General features: G+C 63.0%; 18 protein-coding genes and 1 tRNA gene. 12 read left to right on the top strand and 7 right to left on the bottom strand.

What is annotated here, in order from left to right; all coding sequences use genetic code 11:
• Positions 1-40 precede the first annotated feature (40 nt).
• The 7 genes from WHT83_RS15780 (at position 41) to WHT83_RS15810 (ending at position 7696) form a co-directional block, all read left to right on the top strand.
• Positions 41-1315 carry an N-acetylmuramoyl-L-alanine amidase gene (locus WHT83_RS15780; protein ID WP_183261280.1) on the top strand — a complete coding sequence of 425 codons (1275 nt, stop codon included), beginning with the start codon at positions 41-43 and terminating at the stop codon, positions 1313-1315.
• Positions 1316-1521: 206 nt separating this feature from the next.
• Complete coding sequence (locus WHT83_RS15785) at positions 1522-3975, top strand: penicillin-binding protein 1A (RefSeq protein ID WP_406871717.1); 2454 nt, start codon at positions 1522-1524, stop codon at positions 3973-3975.
• A gap of 255 nt (positions 3976-4230) precedes the next feature.
• Complete coding sequence (locus WHT83_RS15790) at positions 4231-4701, top strand: VOC family protein (protein ID WP_406873993.1); 471 nt, start codon at positions 4231-4233, stop codon at positions 4699-4701.
• A 145-nt stretch (positions 4702-4846) separates the two neighbouring features.
• A protein-coding gene (gene prfB, locus WHT83_RS15795; protein WP_108608210.1) for a peptide chain release factor 2 occupies positions 4847-5978 on the top strand; the annotation gives its coding sequence in 2 pieces (ribosomal slippage) (positions 4847-4912 and positions 4914-5978; 1131 coding nt in all).
• 135 nt (positions 5979-6113) lie between these two features.
• Positions 6114-6446, top strand: coding sequence for a hypothetical protein (locus WHT83_RS15800; protein WP_108609908.1), 333 nt, complete (start codon positions 6114-6116; stop codon positions 6444-6446).
• Positions 6447-6545: 99 nt separating this feature from the next.
• Positions 6546-6914, top strand: coding sequence for a GFA family protein (locus WHT83_RS15805; RefSeq protein ID WP_108609907.1), 369 nt, complete (start codon positions 6546-6548; stop codon positions 6912-6914).
• Between the two features lie 134 nt (positions 6915-7048).
• Positions 7049-7696 carry an OmpA family protein gene (locus WHT83_RS15810; protein ID WP_108608209.1) on the top strand — a complete coding sequence of 216 codons (648 nt, stop codon included), beginning with the start codon at positions 7049-7051 and terminating at the stop codon, positions 7694-7696.
• Between the two features lie 148 nt (positions 7697-7844).
• Here the strand turns inward: WHT83_RS15810 and WHT83_RS15815 are convergent, their stop codons facing one another.
• From WHT83_RS15815 to WHT83_RS15825, 3 genes are all read right to left on the bottom strand, one after another.
• Entirely contained in the window at positions 7845-9383 is a 1539-nt protein-coding gene (locus WHT83_RS15815) for a DEAD/DEAH box helicase (RefSeq protein ID WP_183261274.1), read from the bottom strand.
• A gap of 167 nt (positions 9384-9550) precedes the next feature.
• Complete coding sequence (locus tag WHT83_RS15820; RefSeq protein ID WP_108608207.1) at positions 9551-10324, bottom strand: NAD kinase; 774 nt, start codon at positions 10322-10324, stop codon at positions 9551-9553.
• 101 nt (positions 10325-10425) lie between these two features.
• On the bottom strand, positions 10426-10593 hold the full coding sequence (locus tag WHT83_RS15825; protein WP_406871718.1) for a hypothetical protein: 168 nt from the start codon (positions 10591-10593) through the stop codon (positions 10426-10428).
• Positions 10594-10750: 157 nt separating this feature from the next.
• Here WHT83_RS15825 and WHT83_RS15830 point away from each other — a divergent pair.
• Positions 10751-10826 (top strand) — tRNA-Thr (locus WHT83_RS15830).
• A gap of 5 nt (positions 10827-10831) precedes the next feature.
• Here WHT83_RS15830 and WHT83_RS15835 read toward each other — a convergent pair.
• Positions 10832-11326, bottom strand: coding sequence for a YbaK/EbsC family protein (locus WHT83_RS15835; protein ID WP_406871719.1), 495 nt, complete (start codon positions 11324-11326; stop codon positions 10832-10834).
• A gap of 212 nt (positions 11327-11538) precedes the next feature.
• Here WHT83_RS15835 and WHT83_RS15840 point away from each other — a divergent pair, with 212 nt between their 5' ends.
• Positions 11539-11862 (top strand): BA14K family protein, encoded by a 324-nt coding sequence (locus tag WHT83_RS15840; protein WP_406871720.1) that lies wholly within the window; start codon positions 11539-11541, stop codon positions 11860-11862.
• Positions 11863-11915: 53 nt separating this feature from the next.
• Here the strand turns inward: WHT83_RS15840 and bhcR are convergent, their stop codons facing one another.
• The gene (bhcR, locus tag WHT83_RS15845; protein ID WP_183261267.1) at positions 11916-12752 is read right to left on the bottom strand and encodes an HTH-type transcriptional regulator BhcR; all 837 of its coding nucleotides are present in this window, start codon (positions 12750-12752) and stop codon (positions 11916-11918) included.
• Between the two features lie 198 nt (positions 12753-12950).
• Here bhcR and gcl point away from each other — a divergent pair, with 198 nt between their 5' ends.
• Genes gcl through WHT83_RS15860 form a run of 3 tightly spaced genes read left to right on the top strand, consistent with a single transcriptional unit; the run spans position 12951 to position 16502 of the window.
• A complete protein-coding gene (gene gcl / locus WHT83_RS15850) occupies positions 12951-14732 on the top strand; it encodes a glyoxylate carboligase (protein ID WP_108608203.1) in 1782 nt (593 codons plus the stop codon).
• A gap of 18 nt (positions 14733-14750) precedes the next feature.
• Positions 14751-15548, top strand: a complete 798-nt coding sequence (otnI, locus tag WHT83_RS15855; RefSeq protein ID WP_406871721.1) for a 2-oxo-tetronate isomerase — start codon at positions 14751-14753, stop codon at positions 15546-15548.
• 36 nt (positions 15549-15584) lie between these two features.
• Positions 15585-16502, top strand: a complete 918-nt coding sequence (locus tag WHT83_RS15860) for a 2-hydroxy-3-oxopropionate reductase (RefSeq protein ID WP_406871722.1) — start codon at positions 15585-15587, stop codon at positions 16500-16502.
• Positions 16503-16598: 96 nt separating this feature from the next.
• Here WHT83_RS15860 and WHT83_RS15865 read toward each other — a convergent pair whose 3' ends face one another.
• Positions 16599-17489, bottom strand: a complete 891-nt coding sequence (locus tag WHT83_RS15865) for a WD40/YVTN/BNR-like repeat-containing protein (protein WP_406871723.1) — start codon at positions 17487-17489, stop codon at positions 16599-16601.
• A 116-nt stretch (positions 17490-17605) separates the two neighbouring features.
• Positions 17606-18451: a 23S rRNA (guanosine(2251)-2'-O)-methyltransferase RlmB gene (gene rlmB / locus WHT83_RS15870; protein ID WP_406871724.1), complete on the bottom strand. Its 846-nt coding sequence runs from the start codon at positions 18449-18451 to the stop codon at positions 17606-17608.
• Positions 18452-18617: the final 166 nt, after the last annotated feature.

An 18617-nucleotide genomic window follows, 5' to 3' on the forward strand; every position in this document is an offset into this window, starting at 1 on the left:
CAGCCTTTGCGCGCCTGCTTTTGGAGCGGCAAGACGAGAGATGGGGCCTGCGGCATTGACTGGCACGAGCTTCCCGATCGGGGGCAGTCAGCCCAGGGGCGCAATTTGCCGTGCGCTGCTTTTGGTGCTGGCGTTATTTTCGGCTGTCGTGGGCTTTCAATCCCAGCCGGCTTCTGCCGCCGATGCGATCAAGACGCTCGACTACAAGATGGCAGGCGACGCGACTCATATGCGCATCGTGATGAATTTCGACCGCGAGCCGGAGCCGAGGTGGTTCTTGTTGCGGGGGCCGCATCGTCTGGTCGTCGATCTCCCAGATACGTCACTGGCGCTGGATGCAAAGGAACTCAAGCCCCGCGGCCTGATCAAGGGCGTACGCTATGGCACGTCGGGCGAGGGCGCCTCGCGGCTGATCGTAACGTCGAAGGGGCCGTTCAACGTCGAAAAAGTCGACATCCTCAGGAATGAGGATGGCTCTGGCTACCGTATGGTAGCGGACATCGGCGCTGCCTCTGAACGGGAGTTCGACGCAGCACTTGCTGCCCAGGCCGAAACGACAGGCTCGACGGTGTCCACGCCCAAGAGCGACCGCGTCGGCAAGATCGCCCACCGCGGCGACCGGCCGTTCACCATCGTCCTCGACCCCGGACACGGCGGTATCGACGGTGGTGCGGAAGGCCTGAACGGGACGGTCGAAAAATCGGTTACGCTCGCTTTCGCCCAGGAATTGAAGGCCAAGCTGGCGGCGAACGGTGCCTACAAAGTGGTGCTGACGCGCGAGGGTGACGACTTCCTGCGGCTCGACGATCGCGTTCGCATCGCTCGCCAGGCCGAGGCGGACCTGTTCATTTCGATCCACGCCGACACCATCCGCCTGAAGGGCATTCGCGGCGCGACCGTCTATACCGTCTCGGACAAGGCATCCGATGCCGACGCCCAGGCGCTCGCCGATCGCGAAAACCTTTCTGATCAACTGGCCGGCGTCGACGTCGCTGAAGAAAATCACGAAGTCTCCGACATTCTTGTCGATCTCATCCGGCGCGAAACGCATGGCTTTTCGACACGATTTGCCCGCTCGCTGGTCGGCGAGCTGTCGCCGACGGTCGGCATGATCAACAACCCGCATCGTTCTGCAGGCTTCAGGGTGCTCAAGGCCCCCGACGTGCCGTCGGTGCTGGTCGAACTCGGCTATCTCTCGAATCCCGAGGACGAGGAGCAACTGCGCAGCGCAGATTGGCGCGAGAAGGCCGCAAGCAGTATTTCCAAGGCTGTCGCTGCTTTCGTTGCCGGGCGTGGAAGCAGCACCGGCGGCTGACGGCCCGCAATTTGGCGTTGCGGAGTGGCAACTACCGAGGCAATTATGGCCGTTCTGGCCGGAATCTTTGGCGCATGCCGGCTGTTGCCGTATTTTGCCCACAACCGCGCGACATGGGTGGCCGATTACGGATCGGGACAGTACCTGCGGCTTGCGGTGATGGCGGGTTGGTTTAGGGAATCCCCGAACCTTGTACTGGAGCGGGCATGATTCGTCTTATCGGCTATTTCTTCGGCATCGGCACGACGCTTGCGCTCGTCGTTGCGGCGGGTGTGGCGATCTATCTTGGCCAGGTCAACAAGGAACTGCCGGACTACGAGGTGCTCGCCAAATACGAGCCGCCGGTGACCACCCGCATCCACGCCTCCGATGGCGCGCTGATGGGCGAGTTCGCGCGCGAGCGCCGGCTCTATCTACCGATCCAGGCGGTGCCCGACCGCGTCAAGGCGGCATTCCTGTCGGCAGAGGACAAGAATTTCTACAACCACCCCGGCATCGACGTGACCGGCCTCGGCCGCGCCGTGCTGACCAATTTCCAGAATTTGGGCTCCGGCCGCCGCCAGGTCGGCGCCTCGACGATTACCCAGCAGGTCGCCAAGAACTTCCTGCTGAGCTCCGATCAGACATACGAACGCAAGATCAAGGAGATGATCCTGGCCTTCCGCATCGAGCAGGCCTACTCGAAGGATCGCATTCTCGAGCTTTATCTCAACGAGATTTTCTTCGGCCTCGGTGCCTATGGCATCGCCGGTGCAGCGCTGACTTACTACGACAAGTCGGTCAACGAGCTGACGGTCGCCGAAGCGGCCTATCTGGCGTCGCTTCCCAAGGGCCCGTCCAACTATCATCCGTTCAGGTTCACCGACCGGGCGATCGAGCGCCGCAACTGGGTCATCGACCAGATGGTCGGCAATGGCTACGTGTCGCGCGAAGAGGGTGAAAAGGCGAAAGCGTCGCCGCTTGGCGTCACGCCGCGCCGCGTCGGCACCTATGTTTTCGCTGGCGAGTACTTCACCGAGGAAGTGCGCCGCGAACTGATCGCCCGCTATGGCCAGGACGCGCTCTACGAGGGCGGCCTGTCGGTGCGCACCACGCTTGATCCGAAGCTTCAGGTGATGGCGCGCAGGGCCATGCAGTCGGGCCTGGAAAAATACGATCGCCTGCGTGGCTACCGCGGCCCGGTCAAGAACATCGACATTTCCAGCGACTGGGGCACGGCGCTGGGTGAGGTGAAGAGCCTCGACGACGTTCCCGAATGGCGCCTTGCAGTGGTACTCGACAGCTCGAAGGCGGGGCTCGACATCGGCCTGCAGCCCAAGCGCGAGGTTTCCGGCGCACTCTCCAAGGACCGCGAGCGCGCTACGGTGTCTGCGGAAGACATGAGCTTTGCCATGCGTCACGTCGTCGACGGCAAGCGCGTGAAGGCAAATTCGCCCGCCGACGTGCTCAAGCCCGGCGACGTCGTCTATGTCGAAAAGAACCAAGGCAGCGACAGCTATGCGCTGCGCCAGGTGCCAGAGGTATCGGGCGGCCTCGTGGCGATGGACCCGCATACCGGCCGCGTGCTCGCCATGGTCGGTGGCTTCTCTTATGCGCAGTCCGAGTTCAACCGCGCCACCCAGGCGATGCGCCAGCCCGGTTCTGCGTTCAAGCCGTTCGTCTATGCGGCAGCACTCGACAATGGCTACACCCCCGCATCCGTGATCATGGACGGTCCGATCACCATCCAGACCGGCAGCACGAGTTGGTCGCCCAAAAACTATGACGGCAAGGCGGCTGGTCCGTCGACGCTGCGCGCCGGCATCGAGCGCTCGCGCAACCTGATGACCGTCCGTCTCGCCAACGACATGGGCATGAAGACGGTCGCCGAGTATGCCGAGCGCTTTGGCGTCTATGACAAGATGCTGCCGGTGCTCGCCATGTCGCTGGGTTCCGGCGAAACCACTGTCATGCGCATGGTCTCCGCCTACGCCGTGATGGCCAATGGCGGCCGGCAGATCAAGCCGTCGCTGATCGACCGCATCCAGGATCGCTACGGCAAGACCGTGTTCAAGCACGACGAGCGCGGCTGCGAAGGTTGCGTTGCCGCCGACTGGGCCAACCAGCCCGAGCCGGAACTGGTCGACAATTCCGAGCAGGTGCTCGACCCAATGACCGCCTATCAGATTACATCGATGATGGAAGGCGTCGTCCTGCGCGGCACGGCAACGACCCTGCTCGAACTCGGCCGCCCGATGGCCGGCAAGACCGGCACCACCAATGACGAGAAGGATGCCTGGTTTGTCGGCTATACGCCGAACCTCGTCGTCGGGCTCTATCTCGGCTTCGACAAGCCGCAGACGCTGGGCAAGGGCACCACTGGCGGCGGCCTTGCGGCCCCTATCTTCAAGGAGTTCATGAAGGTGGCGCTCGACGGCACGCCCAAGGTCGACTTCGTCGTTCCCGAGGGCATGGCGCTGATCTCCATCGATCGCAAGACCGGCATGCAGGCCGCCCAAGGCGCGCCTGGCACCATCATGGAAGCCTTCAAGCCCGGCACCGGCCCGGCCGACAGCTACTGGGTCATCGGCATGGGCGAAGATGGCAGCAACGGCTATGGCGAAGCGCTTTCGCCGCAGGCAAGCAAGGCCATCAGCGAAGGTGGCGGCGGCCTCTACTAGTCCGGACAGCCACGTCGGCGAAAGCCGGCCTTCAAAGCAGGTTTTCAGGATGCGCGCGGCTTGGCCGCGCGCATTTTTGTTTGCGCGCAGGAGGCTCTATCGTCTTTCGTATATCCTGTCAGTTATATAGCTTATTGGTTATTGGCGATCCGAGTGGCTAGAGCTTTGCGCACATGTCGGAAACTTGCCCGCTCGAACGTCCTTGCAACGGAAACTGCCACGGCAATCCGAATTCTGAAAAAGGAGGAGAGAATGATGCAGAAGATCACGCCGTTCCTGTGGTTCGACAACCAGGCGGAAGAGGCGGTCAATTTCTACATCTCGGTGTTCAGGAACGCCAAGGTCGGCAAGGTGACACGCTATGGCGAAGCTGGCCCCGGTCCGGCCGGCACTGTCATGGTTGCGGAGTTCGAGCTTGAGGGGATGCGTTTCACCGCACTTAATGGCGGTCCCATGTTCAAGTTCACCGAAGCGATCTCGATGGTTGTCGACTGCAAGGATCAGGCCGAGGTCGATCATTTCTGGGACAGGTTGTCGGAAGGCGGGCAGCCTGGCCAGTGCGGTTGGTTGAAGGACAGGTTCGGCTTGTCTTGGCAGATCGTTCCCGAAGCCTTGCCGCGGCTGCTTGGAGACCCCGATCCGGCCAAGGCGGGCAGGGTGATGCAGGCAATGTTGCAGATGACCAGGATCGAGGTCGCCAAGCTGGAAAAGGCTTACGCGGGATAGGTGATGGTGCCTCTGGCCCTGATCGTGATGGGCGGGAGCCGCGGCGTCCGCCCATTTCCCTTTACAGGCGGAGGCCCCGACCCTATGTTCCGCGCCGATTCAAGGGTCTTTCCAGGCCGCCAACAACAAGAAGAAGCACACTGCCATGCGCGCGGAAACGCAGAACATCGTCGACGAAATCAGGCAGGCCATAAGCCTGCTGAGGAGGCATCTTTGACTGGGATCAGGCGGTAAAGCGGCTTGATTACCTGAACATGAGGGCTGAAGACGCTGCTCTCTGGAACGACCCTCAGGAAGCGCAGAAGCTGATGCGCGAGCGCCAGTCGCTCGACGACAGCATCAAGTCCATCAAGGGCCTGAGCCAGGCGCTCGACGACAATATCGGCCTGATTGAGATGGGCGAGGAAGAAGGCGACGCTGATATCATCAGCGAGGCCGAGACCGCTATCCGTTCGCTGTCGGGCGAAATCCGGGCACGACAGATCGAGTCGCTGCTGTCGGGCGAAGCCGACCAGAACGACACCTATCTCGAAGTTCACGCCGGCGCCGGCGGCACCGAAAGCCAGGACTGGGCGAACATGCTGCTGCGCATGTATACGCGCTGGGCCGAGCGTCGCCGCTTCAAGGTCGAGGTTCTGGAAGTCCATGACGGCGAAGAAGCCGGCATCAAGTCGGCCACGCTGCTCATCAAGGGCCACAATGCCTACGGATGGCTGAAGACGGAATCGGGTGTCCATCGCCTGGTCCGCATCTCGCCCTATGACAGCAATGCGCGGCGGCACACCTCGTTCTCCAGCGTCTGGGTCTATCCGGTGGTCGATGATTCGATCGAGATCGACGTCTCGGAATCCGATGTCCGCATCGACACCTACCGGTCCTCGGGCGCCGGCGGCCAGCACGTCAACACCACCGACTCTGCGGTGCGCATCACGCACATCGCGACAGGCATCGCGGTTGCCTGCCAGGCCGAGCGTTCGCAGCACAAGAACAAGGCCAAGGCCTGGGAGATGCTGCGCTCACGCCTCTACGAGGAAGAGCTGAAAAAGCGCGAAGCCGTTGCCAACGCGACAGAGTCCGCCAAGACCGACATCGGCTGGGGTCACCAGATCCGCTCCTACGTTCTCCAGCCCTATCAGCTGGTGAAGGATCTGCGCACCGGGGTCGAAAGCACCAGCCCTTCCGATGTGCTGGATGGCGATCTCGATGACTTCATGGAAGCATCTCTGTCGCAGCGTATCGAAGGCGGGGCAGGGCAGGCTGTCGCTGACCTCGACTGATCGGCAAAGCCGACATCGTCAAGCCCGGCCGCTACAGTGGGGCCGGGCGCCGATGCCCGGAACATTCCGGCTAACATTTCGTTAAGCATGCGGGCGCAGGATTTCGCTTGGGAGGTGATCTCAGGGGAAGACGCCATGTTGTGCCCAGGAAAGCCCCGCCCGCGCGCGCTTGCTGTTTCGGCGCTGGCGCTGATCTCGCTCAGCACGCCACCAGCCTCATCGCACGACGCTCCAAAAGGCTGGACCTATCCTTTTGCCTGCTGCTCCGGCTACGACTGCCGCGAGGTGCCGAAAAAGGCCATCAGCGAGCGCCCGCAAGGCTATGTCATCGAAGGCACCGGCGAGGTTGTCACCTATCAGGATGCGCGTATCCACGATTCGCCGGATGGCCAGTACCATTGGTGTTCGGTCGCCGGAGCCGATGACAGCCGGACCATATGCCTGTTCGTCCCGTCGAGGTCATATTGAGGCGCCAGCGCACCTGCTCCTGACGCTAGCCTGTCAGGAGCCCCTGGCTAATGTATGCCGTCGCCAAGCGGCGCGACGCTGACCTGCGAGGAGATGGACATGGTCATCAAGGCAAGCTGCCATTGCAAGGCAACGACGTTCGAAGTGACGGAGGCGCCGGAGACTGTCACCGCCTGCACCTGTTCGTTCTGTTCCAAGCGCGGCTCGTTGTGGGCCTACTACACGCCGGCGCAGTTCACGCTCACCAGCCCACCGGAAAACGTATCGGTCTATGAGTGGGGATCAAAGACGGTGAAGCACGGCTTCTGCGCCATCTGCGGCTGCGGCACCTTCACCAAGACACCTGACTGGTCGACCGGCGAGCCTGATTTCGACAACCCCAAGGTCAGCGTCAATGCTCGCCTGTTCGACGACTTCGATCTCGATAAGCTCGAGGTAGTGGTCATCGACGGAAAGAACCTCTGGTGATCTGGCGATAGTCTGTGACTTTGCGCCTCGGTTGCTCCGCTGATCCGTTTTTCGCCGTATTTCATGCTACAAGGCCGGTGAAGGGCTTTGCGCGAAACGCCATTGGGTTTCGCGGTACGGAGAGGGACATCCTTATGAAAAAGACAGTGATTTTGGTGCTGGCTGGCAGCATGTTCGTCGGCGCCTGCACCACCGACCCCTATACGGGTGATCAGAAGGTTTCCAACGCGGCTGCGGGTGCGGGCCTTGGTGCGTTGGCCGGTGCCGGCCTCGGCCTGCTGGCCGGCGGCAATGATCGCCGCAACGCGCTGATCGGCGCCGGTGTCGGCGCACTCGCTGGCGGTCTTGCCGGCGGCTACATGGACAGGCAGGAATCGGAGCTCCGCGCCCAGCTTCAGGGCACCGGCGTCAGCGTTACCCGCGCCGGCGACCAGATCATCCTGAACATGCCGTCGAACATTACCTTCGCCACGGACCAGGATGCCGTGAAGGCGGGCTTCTACGGCACCCTCAACTCGGTTGCGCTGGTGCTGAAGAAGTTCAACCAGACCACTGTCGACGTGTTCGGCCACACCGACTCGACCGGTGGCGACCAGCACAATTTCGACCTGTCGCAGCGTCGCGCGTTGTCGGTTGCCAACTACCTCGGTGCGCAGGGCGTCGATTCGCGCCGCTTTGCCGTTACCGGCTTCGGCGCGACGCGACCGATTGCGTCCAACGCCACGTCCGAAGGCCGCGCTCAGAACCGCCGCGTGGAAATTCAGCTGTCGCCGCTCACCTGAGCGGCGAGCAGCCAAGCACGCAACAAAACGGCCCCCTTGCGGGCCGTTTTTCATTTGAGCTGCCATCCTCTGCGAAAGCCAGGTTCCTCTCAGGCACAAAAGAAAATGGCCCCGAAAGGGGCCATTTTTTCGTTGAGGCGCAGTGCACTCAGACGTTGGTCGCGATCAGCATGAACGCCGGCATGTCGTCGCCGAAGCCAACCGTGCGGTCGTCGTCTTCCTCGCGCTCGCGGTTGCTGCGACGGTTGCCGCGGTCGTCGCGACGCTGCTTGTCGTGTTCGGCGCGTGGCTTGCGTTCGGCATTGCCATTCCTGATCGCTTCCTTGCGCTCGCGGCGCTCGTCGATGTCGGACACGACATTGTCGACGGGAGCTTCAGGGGCGGCGGCTGCCTGGACGACGGGTGCTTCGGCACGGGGCTTGTGGTCGCGTTCGCGGCCGTGCCGATCCTTGCCGGCCCGGCGCGGCGCCCCGCGACCGCGGCGCGGAGCCACCTCGTCGTCGCCTTCGCTGGCAACGACCGTCGACAGGTCGCCGTCGTGCCATTCCACTTCCAGGCCAGTCAGCCGGTGGATGGCGTCGACATATTTGGTGTCGGACTTGGTGACGATGGTGAAGGCTTTGCCGAGACGTCCAGCACGACCGGTGCGGCCGATGCGGTGGACATAGTCTTCGGCATGGATCGGTACGTCGTAATTGAAGACGTGGCTGACCTCGGGAATGTCGAGGCCACGCGCGGCAACGTCGGAGGCGACGAGCAGCTTCAGCTTGCCGTCACGGAAACCGGCCAGCATCGCCATGCGGGCCCGCTGATCCATGTCGCCATGCAGCGCACCGGCGTCGAAATCGTGCTTGACCAGCGAGCGGAACAGTTCCGACACATCGACCTTGCGGTTGCAGAAGATGATGGCGTTCTTGATCTCATCGCCTTCGGCATTGATGAGCTTGCGCAGCGTTTCGCGCTTGTCCCAGGGCTTGGGGCCGGATTTGACGAGACGCTGGGTGATGTTGGTGCTGGTCGATGCGGCCTTGGAGACCTCGACACGAACCGGCGCGTGCAGGAACTGCTCGGTCAGCTTAGTGATCTCTGGCGGCATCGTCGCCGAGAAGAACAGCGTCTGCCGGGTGAACGGGATCAGCTTGCAGATGCGCTCGATGTCGGGAATGAAGCCCATGTCGAGCATGCGATCTGCCTCGTCGATGACGAGGATTTCGACGCCGGTGAGCAAAAGCTTGCCGCGCTCGAAATGGTCGAGCATGCGGCCGGGCGTGGCGATCAATACGTCAGCGCCGCGCTCGAGCTTCTTTTCCTGCTCGTCGAACGACACACCGCCGATCAGCAGGGCGATGTTGAGGCGATGATTCTTGCCGTACTTGACGAAGTTCTCTTCGACCTGTGCGGCGAGCTCGCGCGTCGGTTCAAGGATCAGCGTGCGTGGCATGCGTGCCCGGGCGCGCCCCTTTTCAAGGCGCGTCAGCATCGGCAGCACGAAGGATGCTGTCTTGCCGGTACCCGTCTGGGCGATGCCAAGCACATCCTTACCTTGCAAGGCGTGCGGGATCGCGCCTGCCTGGATCGGCGTGGGCTGCGTGTAGCCGGCGTCGGTGACTGCGGAAAGGACCTTCGGCGAGAGGCCGAGGTCTGCGAAGGTCAACGCTTCTGGAGCGGTCTGAGTGTCTTCGGACAAGTGTGTTGGCTGTCTTTGCTCGTTCAAGGGCGCGGCGCATTCGCCACGACAGGCGCAACTCGCCTGCAATATGCCGCAAGGCGATAGGCGTAAGTGTGCGATTTGTCAACTCAAACTGGCACCCAACCGGCGTTTGCAGCCCTTTACTTCCGGCTGTGGCCCAATGCTCAGTATTTGAACTGCTCGGCCAGGATGCGCTCGCTCCAGGAATGGCCGGCATCGAACAGCAGGGTCGCGGTATGCGATGCCGATTCCTTGACCTCGACCGAGACCACGGATTTGACTTCGGTGTGGTCGGCAACCGCGTTTACCGGGCGCTTCCGCTCCTCCAGTATTTCGAAGCGCACGACCGCGGTCTTGGGCAACAGCGCGCCGCGCCAGCGCCGTGGCCGGAACGGGCTGACCGGCGTGAGTGCCAGCAGCGGCGCGTCGAGCGGCAGGATCGGGCCGTGCGCCGACAGATTGTAGGCGGTCGAGCCGGCGGGTGTCGCCACCATCACGCCGTCGCAGATCAGGTCCTCGAGCCGCACCTTGCCGTCGACAGATATGCGCAGCCGTGCGGCCTGGTAGGACTGCCGCAGCAGCGACACTTCGTTGATGGCCAGCGCTTGCGTCGCGGCGCCTGTGTCGTCGATGGTTTCCATCTCGAGCGGACGGATGGTTTCAGCAACGGCCGCGGCAAGGCGCCCGGGCAGGGCGTCCTCGCTGTATTCGTTCATCAGAAACCCGACTGTGCCCCGGTTCATGCCGTAGACGCGCTTGCCGGTGCTCATCGTCTCGCGCAGCGTCTGCAGCAGGAAACCGTCGCCGCCCAGCGCTACGACGATGTCGGCCTGACCGAAAGGCATCTGGCCATAGCGCCGCGAAAGCCGCTTTGCGGCGGCGTCCGCCTCGGGCGTGCCCGATGATGCGAACGAAAATGTCAGCGACTTGGCGTCCATATGCTCCCTGCAGGCGGTCCGAACGCCGATGCCGGCCGCCGGCAACGGGTTAGCATGCAGGCTTGGCGAAGCAAAGGGAGGGGAACCAGTTCGGCCCCGGTTCAGCCCATGCCAGTGACGTGGCGAAGGTAAAAGGCAAGGGCGATGAAGCCAACGATCGTGGCGATGCCGGTCCAGTCGACCTGCGCCTTCTTGGCCAGGCGGAAAATCCTGAGCAGCAAAAGCCAGGCGATTACGATCGCCACAGCCACGATGACAAACCTGATCATCCATCATCTCCGACGCGAGGGCCGATGCCCTTGGTCAAGATGTAGGGAAGCTCGAGTGCGAGTTTTAGGGCGCTAGCCGCGATGCGCCTTGGGGAAGCGTCGCAGCTCGACCGAAATTGTCTTTACTGGCGCACAGAATATGCTAACGGGGCGAAATGCCCTTGTAGCTCAGCTGGTAGAGCAGCGGTTTTGTAAACCGAAGGTCGCGGGTTCGATTCCTGCCGGGGGCACCAGCCAACTACTCAGCAGCTTCCGCTTCTTGCCTGTCGACGAGGTCCTGGCAGATGTCGCACCATTGCGCGCCGACAAGCTGTGCCATGCGTTCGACGCCGATGCGCACTGCCGCATTCGTCGCCCCTGCGGCCGGCACGACTTCGTCGTAGGCGCGCAGCGAGACGTCGCAGTAGACGGGCAGGGGCGTTGCCAGGCCGAACGGGCACACGCCACCCACCGGGTGACCGGTGAGTTCGGCCACTTGTTCGGCATCGAGCATGCGCGGCTTGCCGCCGAATGCATCGCGGGACTTGCGATTGTCGATGCGCGCGTCGCCCCGGGCCACGACCAGCAGCGCGCGATCGCCAACGCGCAGGCAGATCGTCTTGGCGATCTGCGCGGGTTCGACCCCGTGCGCTTCGGCTGCCAAGGTCACCGTCGCCGAACTGGTCGGCGTCACGATGACCTCGATGTCGGGGGCATGCTCGGCGAAGAAGGCTTTGACTGAGTGCAGGCTCATGGTCTTTCCCGGCAATGTTCATTGCATTGAGCTTCTGACTTCGTCCGCCGCCGCCCGGCTGTCAAGCACAGGACCTTGGCCCACCGCGCATCGATCCGCGCGGAACCCCTGCAGAAAAAATCTCTCAGCTGCGTGAACCTTTTGCCCGCCCGCCGCCACTGACTGGCATGAGGCGGATGGAACGCCTCCCAGATCAACCGAAGGAGAGCACCATGTCGTTCAAGAGCAAGATGATTTCGGGTCTTATCGCTGCTGCCGTCGTCGCAACCGGCCTCGCCAGCACCGTCCAGCAGTCTTCCGCCGGCGGCCTGACAAGGGCCGAGGCCGCAGCACTCGCCGGCGCAGGCGGCTTCATTGCCGGCGCCATCATCGCCGGCGGCCACCGTCCGGCTCCGGCGCCTTATTATGACGCCTATTATCCGGTGGATCCCTATGGCAGCCATATCCAGCGCTGCCTGGCCCGCTATCGCAGCTACGATCCGCGTACCGACACCTATGTCGGCTACGATGGCCGGCTGCGCTATTGCCGCCTGTAGCCGGAACGACCTTGCAATCGGGAGAAGGGACAACCTTTCTCCCGATTGCGTTTTCAGAGGCCCGGCACGGTGCCGTCGGGCGATCCCCCGATCATCCGGGTCAGCTCTGCCGCCGCGTCGCGGACGATCGGACCGATCTCGCCGAGCCGTTCCGGTGTCACGCGCACCGTCGGCCCCGAAACCGAAACGCCGCCAATGGGTTCGCCGAATTCGTTGAACACCGCAGCGGCAATGCAGCGCATACCGGGGTAACGCTCCTCATCGTCAACCGACCAGCCGCGCGCGCGGATTTGTTCGAGATCGCGCGCAAGCGATGCCGGTTCCGAGAGCGTCCTTTCGGTATAGGCGTCGAGGCCGGCCTTGCGCACGATGGCGTTGACGCGGTCGCGGTCGAGATGGGCAAGAACCGCCTTGCCGATGCCCGATGCATGGAACGGGCTGCGGGTTCCTGGCCGGAAGAAGGCACGGATCGCCTGGTGCGTCTCGACCTGGCTGACGAAGACGACACAATCGTCTTCGGCGACACCCAGGTTGGCCGTTTCGCCGGTTTTCTCCATCAGTTCCTGCATGACGGTGCGGGCACGGTCGACGAGCTTGCGCCGGCGCAGGAAGGCAGCTCCCATGCGATAGGTCTCGACCCCGATTGACCACAGCTGGCCGTCGCTGTCGAACTCGACCATGCCGTGGTTCTGCAGCGTCGTCAGCATGCGGTAGGCGGTCGCCGCGGCAAGCTCGGATGCGGCGGAGATTTCGCTCAGCGACAGCCCGTCGCTATGGGCGACGATCGCCAGGATGCGCAGTGCCCGATCCAGCGACTGCACGGATCCCGCGTCTGGGGCGGGCTGGAAGGCGCGAGGCCGCCCGCGTTGCCGTTTTTCCATCGTTGCCATGACGTTTGCTCCGCAATGTCTTTAAAAAACTTTTTCATCCAAGATGGCGGGCATTGCAACGAAAAATGAAAACCAACGCAAAATCAGATAGTAAGCACCACCAATTAGAAATGAAAAAATATTTTGAAAAAATTGCAAAATACGAACTGCGGTGACACGATCAGCCAACAATCAGTTTCGATCGTTGGAGGTAAGACCATGGCCAGGATGCGCGCTGTCGATGCAGCGGTCCTCGTTCTCGAGAAGGAAGGCATCTCTTGTGCCTTCGGCGTGCCGGGTGCCGCCATCAATCCGCTCTATTCGGCCCTGAAGGCGCGCGGTTCGATCCGCCACGTGCTTGCCCGACACGTCGAAGGCGCTTCGCACATGGCGGAAGGCTACACCCGCACCAAGGCCGGCAATATCGGCCTCTGCATCGGCACCTCGGGTCCGGCCGGCACCGACATGATCACCGGTCTCTATTCGGCATCCGCCGACTCGATCCCGATCCTCTGCATCACCGGCCAGGCGCCGCGCGCCCGCCTCACCAAGGAGGATTTCCAGGCCGTCGATATCGCCGCGATCGCGGGCCCGGTCACCAAGTGGGCCGTCACCGTCATGGAGCCGTATCTGGTTCCGATGACGCTGCAGAAGGCATTCCACCTGATGCGCAGCGGTCGGCCCGGGCCGGTCCTTGTCGATCTGCCGGTCGACGTTCAGCTGGCCGAAATCGAATTCGACATCGACGCCTACGAGCCGCTCGCGGTCCACAAGCCGGCGATGACGCGCGCTCAGGCCGAGAAGGCGCTATCGATGCTCAACGAGGCGGAGAAGCCGCTGATCGTCGCCGGCGGCGGCATCATCAACGCCGACGCATCGGACCTGCTCATCGAGTTCGCCGAGATATCGGGTATTCCCGTCGTGCCCACCCTGATGGGCTGGGGCGCGATCCCCGACGACCACCGCCTGATGGCCGGAATGTGCGGCCTGCAGACCTCGCACCGCTACGGCAACGCGACGATGCTCGCATCCGATTTCGTTCTCGGCATCGGCAACCGCTGGGCCAACCGCCATACCGGTTCGGTCGACAAGTACACGGCCGGCCGCAAGTTCATCCATATCGACATCGAGCCGACCCAGATCGGCCGTGTCTTTGCGCCAGACCTGGGCGTCACTTCGGATGCCGGCGCTGCCCTGAAGATGCTTCTCGATGTCGCCACCGAATGGAAGACGGCCGGCAAGCTGCGTGACTGGTCCGGCTGGGCCAGGGAGTGTCAGGACCGCAAGAAGACGATGAAGCGCAAGACCCATTTCGAGCAGGTGCCGCTCAAGCCGCAGCGCGTCTACGAGGAAATGAACAAGGCGTTCGGCCGCGACACCACCTATGTCACCACCATCGGCCTGTCGCAGATTGCCGGTGCCCAGTTCCTGCACGTCTACAAGCCGCGCAACTGGATCAATTGCGGCCAAGCCGGGCCGCTCGGCTGGACATTGCCGGCAGCCCTCGGCGTTCGCGCCGCCGATCCGGATCGCGATATCGTGGCACTTTCGGGCGACTATGACTTCCAGTTCATGATCGAGGAACTGGCGGTCGGCGCCCAGCACAAGCTGCCTTACATCCATGTCGTCGTGAACAACGCCTATCTCGGCCTCATCCGCCAGGCGCAGCGCGGCTTCACGATGGATTTCGAAGTCAGCCTGGCGTTCGAAAACATCAACCGTTCAGGCGATCCCGAAGCAGGTTATGGTGTCGATCACGTCGCGGTTGCCGAAGCCATGGGCTGCAAGGCCGTCCGGGTTCGCAAGCCGGAAGAATTTGCCTCGGCCTTCAAGCAGGCCAGGCAGTTGATGAAGGAACACCAGGTGCCTGTCGTGCTCGAGTTCATTCTCGAACGCGTCACCAACATCTCCATGGGCGTCGAGATCGACAACGTCGTCGAGTTCGAAGAGCTTGCCGAGAGCAACGAAGACGCGCCGACCGCGATCATGCTGCTCGACTGATCATCCGAGGGAAGACCAATGCCTAAGTTTTCAGCCAACCTTTCGATGCTCTTTGGCGAGCATGATTTTCTCGACCGTTTCGATGCCGCGGCACGCGCCGGCTTCAAGGCCGTCGAGTACATCGCACCCTACGATCACGCTCCCGACATCGTGGCGGCGCGCCTCAAGAAGAACGGCCTCACCCAGGCGCTGTTCAACCTGCCGCCGGGCGACTGGGCGGCAGGCGAACGCGGCATCGCCGTGTTGCCCGACCGCATCCACGAATTCCGCCAGGGCGTGGCCAAGGCGATCACCTATGCCCACGCGCTCGGCTGCGAACAGGTGAACTGCCTGGCCGGCATCGCGCCTGCTGGCAACGCCCGTGACGTGCTGGAGAATGTCTTCGTCGAGAATCTCGCCTTTGCGGCGGAGAAACTGAAGGCGGCGGGCATCCGGCTGCTGATCGAGCCGATCAACACCAGGGACATCCCAGGCTTCTTCCTGACCAACACCAGTCAGGCGCTTGGCATCATCGACCGGGTCGGTTCCGACAACCTCTATCTGCAGTACGACATCTACCACATGCAGATCATGGAGGGCGACCTCGCCCGCACCATCGAGGCCAATCTGGGCCGCATCGCTCACGTGCAGCTCGCCGACAATCCCGGGCGTCACGAGCCGGGGACGGGCGAGATCAACTACCCGTTCCTCTACGAACACCTCGACCGCATCGGCTACGCCGGCTGGGTCGGGGCCGAATACAAGCCGAAGGCCGGAACGGTCGAAGGCCTGGGCTGGTTCGAGGGCTTTGCCAACAAGGGCAGCGCCGCAGCCTGACAGCGCGCCTGCCACCGGAATTGAAGGAATATGGAAATGGAAAAGATCGGATTTGTTGGGCTGGGCATCATGGGCGCGCCGATGGCGGGTCACCTGCTGGACGCGGGTTTTGAGGTGGTTGCCAGCGACCATCGAGGCGCCCTGCCAGCCGAACTGGTTGGCAAGGGGCTGAAGTCGGTCTCCGGGCATCAGGCCCTGGCCAAGGCTGCCGATGTCATCATCCTGATGGTGCCGGATACACCGCAGGTCGCAGATGTTCTGTTTGGAGAAAATAGTGTTGCATCAGGACTTTCCAAAGGAAAGCTCGTGATCGACATGAGCTCGATCTCGCCGATCGAGACCAAGGAGTTCGCCAGGAAGATCAATGCGCTGGGCTGCGACTATCTCGATGCGCCGGTTTCCGGCGGCGAGGTCGGAGCCAAGGCTGCGTCGCTGACGATCATGGTCGGCGGCGAGGAGAAACCGTTCGAGCGTGCTCGCCCGGTGTTCGAGAAGATGGGCAAGAACATCACCCTTGTCGGACCCAACGGCGTCGGCCAGACGACCAAGGTTGCTAACCAGATCGTCGTTGCGCTGACCATCGAGGCGGTCGCCGAGGCATTGCTGTTCGCCTCCAAGGCCGGCGCCGACCCAGCCAAGGTCCGTCAGGCGCTGATGGGTGGCCTTGCCGCTTCGCGCATCCTCGAGGTGCATGGCGAGCGGATGTACAAGCGCACCTTCGCGCCTGGCTTTCGCATCGAGCTGCACCAGAAGGACCTCAATCTCGCGCTGCAGGGCGCCAAGGCGCTTGGCGTGTCCTTGCCCAACACCTCGATGACGCAGGAACTGTTCAACTCCTGCGCCGCCAATGGCGGGGCGAAGGAGGATCACTCGGCGCTGGTGCGCGCACTGGAGCGCATGGCCAATTTCGAGGTCGGCGCCGACGTGACCGATGCAAAGGGCAAGGCGGCATAGGCAGGGAAGGGCGCGGCGGAAGTTCCCAACGCCGCAGCTTTCTCATCACTGTCGATGAACGGGTCCCTGCGGTATCGCAGCGGACCCGTTCAGCGTTTATCTGGCCGCGGTGGGGCTTAATTGCTGCCCGAGCACGGCCCACTTCGCACCGGCATCGCTGGAAACGACGATGGCGCTTGTACCGGTCACGGCGACCATGCGCGCAGGCGTCTGCGGGTCGACCGCCAGGTGCAGTATGTAGCCTGCCGGATCTGGCCCTTCGCCCAGCTCCGCGAAGTCGGGCGCCGTCTCGGTGGCCCGCATCAGCCCGCGCCCGGGCACGAAGGCGTAGATCGAGCCGTCGGCGGTCAATTCCACCGTGGTCACCGGAACGCCGGGGAGAATGGTCTGCCAGCTTCGGGCGGCGTCGCGGCTCACCTTTAGTCCTTCTTCGGTCGCGGCATAGACCGTATCGGGGCTTGCCGGCGAGACCGCCAGGTCGATCAGCTTGGCTGGTGCGTCGCCTGCAATCGCCCAGGTCTTGCCGCCGTCGCGGCTGGTCTGGATTGACCCATACGAGCCATAGAGCACGTCGGGATTGCTGGGGCTCGCCGCAAGCTGGTGGAAGTCGACCGGACCGTCGACGCCGGGCGCGATCTGCTGCCAGCTCTTTCCTGAATCCGTCGACTTGATGAAACCGAGATTGCCACCGCCTTGCGGGTGGCCGCTGGCGAACATGATCGTGGCATCGGTCGGGTGCGGCACAAAACCCATGAAGTCGTCGCGGCTGTCCGAAACCGGCGTCACCGTGCCGTTGGGCGCAGCCTTCATCAGCCCGTGGTGGGTGGCGACCAGCACGATGGAAGGATCGGCACGGTCGAAGGCCAGTCCGTGGATATGCGTCTTGCCGGCCAGTTCGGCCACAGTGATTCCCTGGGCGATTGCAGGGGAGACAGCGCCGAGCGCAATACCGGCTGACAAGAGGGTGAAAAATCCGAGGCGACGCATGACAAGACTCCGTTGTGCCTAGAGGCTACGGCCTCCGCCAAGTGGAAGGTCAAGGGGCGCCGGCGTTGAATTCGCTGCGCTGCCGCACTGGCTGGCTTGCAGGCCAGCCAGAGGCGTCAGCCGAGGAATTTCCGCGCCGCGTAGAGCGACACAGCCGCAGCGTTCGACACATTGAGCGAATGGATTGCACCCGGCATGTCGAGACGCGCCAGTGCCGTGACCGTCTCACGTGTCTTCTGGCGCAGTCCCTTGCCTTCTGCGCCGAGTACCAGCGCCAGCTTGTCTCCGGAAAAACTCTTTTCGAGCTCCGCCGGGCCTTCCGAATCGAGCCCGATGGTCTGGAAGCCGGCCTCATGCAGTTCGCCGAGTGCTTCGGACAGGTTGCGCACTTCGATCAGGTCGATGTGTTCGAGCGCGCCAGACGCCGATTTGGCGAGCACGCCGCTTTCGTGCGGGCTGTGGCGCTGCGTGGTGATCAGCGCACCTGCGCCGAAAGCCACTGCCGAACGCATGATAGCACCAACATTGTGCGGGTCGGTAACCTGGTCGAGCACCAGAATCAGCGGCGAATCGCCCAGCGCCGACAGCGCCTTGGATTTCAGCGGCTCGGCCTCGATCAGCACGCCCTGGTGAACGGCGTCCGTGCCCGTGACCTTGTCGATCTCCTTCGGCTCGACCAGCTCGGTGGCGAAGGGCAGGGCACCAAGGTCGGCAATCTCCAGCCTTTCGGCGGCATTGCGGGTGATCAGCATGCGCCTGATCTTGCGGCGCGGATTGTCGAGCGCTGCGCGCACGGTGTGCAGGCCGTAAAGCCGCACCAGGCCGTCGGCAGGGTTCTCGCCCGGTGGCACATGGCGCTTGGGCCGAAATTCAGGCGCGCCGCTTTTCTGGTCGCGAAAGGTGCGGCGCAGCTTTGCGTAGTGGCTGTCCTTGGGGGTTCCGGGCTTTTTTGTATCGTTCATGCGCCTGCTATAGCGGCAGCTCCAGGCTTTGGATACGGCCCGTTAGTCGGCGCTTCGAATATTCCGCATGAAAAGGCGCGCTGTCCGGTTGACAGGCCAAATCCTTGTCGCCATAAGCCCACGCAGATTTCGGGGCAGGGCGCTTCGCTCGGCACCGTGATCGAAA

This window comes from Aminobacter sp. P9b (assembly GCF_045345995.1).
Lineage (GTDB): Bacteria > Pseudomonadota > Alphaproteobacteria > Rhizobiales > Rhizobiaceae > Aminobacter > Aminobacter niigataensis.